This is a genomic window from Clostridium sp. FS41 (genome assembly GCF_000954015.1).
In the GTDB taxonomy this organism is placed as follows: Bacteria; Bacillota; Clostridia; order Lachnospirales; family Lachnospiraceae; genus Enterocloster; species Enterocloster citroniae.
This window is the reverse complement of sequence record NZ_JYHN01000076.1, coordinates 1-556: the sequence shown is the minus strand read 5'-3', so window position 1 is coordinate 556 and position 556 is coordinate 1. Positions and strand designations below refer to the sequence as shown.

The 556-nt window shown below is 51.1% G+C and carries 1 protein-coding gene; it reads right to left on the bottom strand.

What is annotated here, in order from left to right:
• Window positions 1–97: 97 nt before the first annotated feature.
• Window positions 98–466 (bottom strand): hypothetical protein, encoded by a 369-nt coding sequence (locus CLFS41_RS25250; RefSeq protein ID WP_045093871.1) that lies wholly within the window; start codon window positions 464–466, stop codon window positions 98–100.
• Window positions 467–556 lie beyond the last annotated feature (90 nt).

The following is a 556-nucleotide window of genomic DNA, read 5'->3' as shown; positions in this document are numbered from 1 at the left end:
ACTGCTGGCTCCTACGGCAATTGTATCCATGGTCCTTAAGGAGATTGGCAAGTTCCCGTTCACCACGCTTCCCTTTTTCACGCTGTGCTTTCCCCATCTACATGCCTCCCATCCCGAACATACTTATCTGGCCTGGGATACCCTTGCTCCTTACCCCGTTCACGAACCGCCTAGCGCCCTTTGTAGCTGCCTTCATGGACTGTATCCTCCTGTCCTGCCTTGCAATCCAGGCAGCGGCTTCACGGCGGCCCTGGAGCGTTGAGTCAGGTATGTAATATCCGTCACCATTGTCCAGGTTAATGATAACCTTACTGTATCGCATGGCCTCTATTGCCTCACGGATACGTCTATCCTTATATCCAGTAATCCGGCTGAGTTCCGCCCTGCTTATGGCATTCTGTTTTCCTACGCCCAGGGCATTGTACACAGCGCATTGGATAACATCAGAATTTTTTGTGTATCTCAATTCAATCCCTCCTTTCGGGCCGGGTAAAGGAGGTCTGATAGGTCCCGGCCCGTGATCAGAAAGTATATCGTGACATATCGCAATCTGATC